This is a genomic window from Halococcus salifodinae DSM 8989, assembly GCF_000336935.1.
In the GTDB taxonomy this organism is placed as follows: domain Archaea; phylum Halobacteriota; class Halobacteria; order Halobacteriales; family Halococcaceae; genus Halococcus; species Halococcus salifodinae.
On sequence record NZ_AOME01000032.1, the window covers coordinates 1 to 1,651 of the forward strand.

Below are 1,651 nucleotides of genomic sequence, written 5' to 3' on the forward strand. Positions count from 1 at the left end.
TCGCCGACAGTCGAGATGATCGTCAGCACCAACACCAACAGCGGAAGCATCGACACGAACGCGTGATACGCAATACTGCCCGCCATGAACGTCACCTTCTCTGTACGGAGTTCGTGAACGATCGCTCGAACGATACTGATGGGACGGTCGAATCGGCTCTCGTCGATCCGTTTAGTGAGAGGTTTCATGAGTGAGTGATGGACTTGGCTTGAAGAACAGCCTCGATAGGATGGTTGATTACGAAACTGTGTTCATTCCGTCCAATATGCTTCACGCCGTCTGATCGGATTCAAGCTACCCTCGAAAGGGTTCCGAGAAACCCTTTGGCGAGAGTGGTGGTGTCAGTCGTCGGTCGATCCTGGCGNGTACATCGGTACGAACGTGATCGCTAACCCGATAATGAGGACTACCGGCCGGATGATCGTCGCAATCACTCCCGGATCGACGCTCGACAATATCGAATTTATCGCCCATCCCGCCACCAACGCGAGTCCGAACGTCAGAAACACCACCACCCCATCGGTGAGCTGATCGGTGAAGGTATTCGCCGATCCTGTCTCGTAAATATCCGAAAACGCGGTGTCGAGCCCGCGAAAAATCCGGAGTGTTCCCCACAGCAGTACTCCCAGTCCAAGGATCGAGAGTCCCGTGGATGTCCCGGCAGTTTCGAGTTGACCGATAAGAACACCACCAGTGCTCGGCGTGAGAACACGTTCGGCAAACGAGACGAACGCCGTTTCGAGACTCCGATCGCCGACAGTCGAGATGATNCTGTTAGTTCGTGCTGCCCTCGTTACTGGCTCAATATCGACATCCGCGCTCCGATTCGAGAGTACGGCGTTGACAGCGACGCCAACCAAGATAATCAAGCCACTGAAATAGAGCCACGTCAACAGTACAAGAACACCAGCGATCGCACTACTTTCCGGTGATTTGAACTGCGTATACAGCCGGAATACCGACTCGAACGCGGTCAGTCCAACGGCGGTCACGAACACACCAGGCAGGATCTCCCCCAGTGTTACGTCAGTATCCGGGAAAATGTAGTACATCGGTACGAACGTGATCGCTAACCCGATAATGAGGACTACCGGCCGGATGATCGTCGCAATCACTCCNCTTCTTCGAGCACCCGCAACGAATAGCGCACCTTGTGATGCTCGTAGCCGGTTTCATTCGATATCTTCACGATCCCGATCGGTTCGCTTTCGATGACTATCCGTAGTATCCGAAGATGGCGGACCAGCATGTCTACCTCTTTTTCCATCCGATCAATCACAATGTGTGTTATCATGCAACTTTGCGAGTTAAGTGTTATTGCCGAACTGACCCCCCTATCGACTCACCGGGACCTGTCCCAGTGGAGTTCGAGACTAACTGAACTGTCGGCCGGAGACTCCGTGTCTTCATCAGAAGCAACGACACGGTGCGGCGAGGGAAACCGGATATCGTTCTCGTTCGTAACCAGTTTCAGTTCGCCACCTTCAGAAAGCGTCCTCTCAGCTCTGGACACTGCTTCGACAATGCGCTGTCGATCTGCTGTATCGCTCTTTTTGCCTTCGCTGTTAGTTCGTGCTGCCCTCGTTACTGGCTCAATATCGACATCCGCGCTCCGATTCGAGAGTACGGCGTTGACAGCGACGCCAACCAA

At 53.8% G+C, this 1,651-nt stretch carries 1 protein-coding gene and 3 pseudogenes; all 4 read right to left on the reverse strand.

What is annotated here, in order from left to right; genetic code table 11:
* Window positions 1–188 (reverse strand): annotated as a pseudogene (locus C450_RS06545) (hypothetical protein); the annotation flags it as partial.
* A 153-nt stretch (window positions 189–341) separates the two neighbouring features.
* Entirely contained in the window at window positions 342–806 is a 465-nt protein-coding gene (locus C450_RS23450; protein ID WP_394324907.1) for a YhjD/YihY/BrkB family envelope integrity protein, read from the reverse strand.
* Window positions 803–1,073 (reverse strand): annotated as a pseudogene (locus C450_RS23455) (YhjD/YihY/BrkB family envelope integrity protein); the annotation flags it as partial. The pseudogene C450_RS23455 and the gene C450_RS23450, both read right to left, overlap by 4 nt.
* A 269-nt stretch (window positions 1,074–1,342) precedes the next feature.
* Window positions 1,343–1,651 (reverse strand): annotated as a pseudogene (locus tag C450_RS22645) (YihY/virulence factor BrkB family protein); the annotation flags it as partial.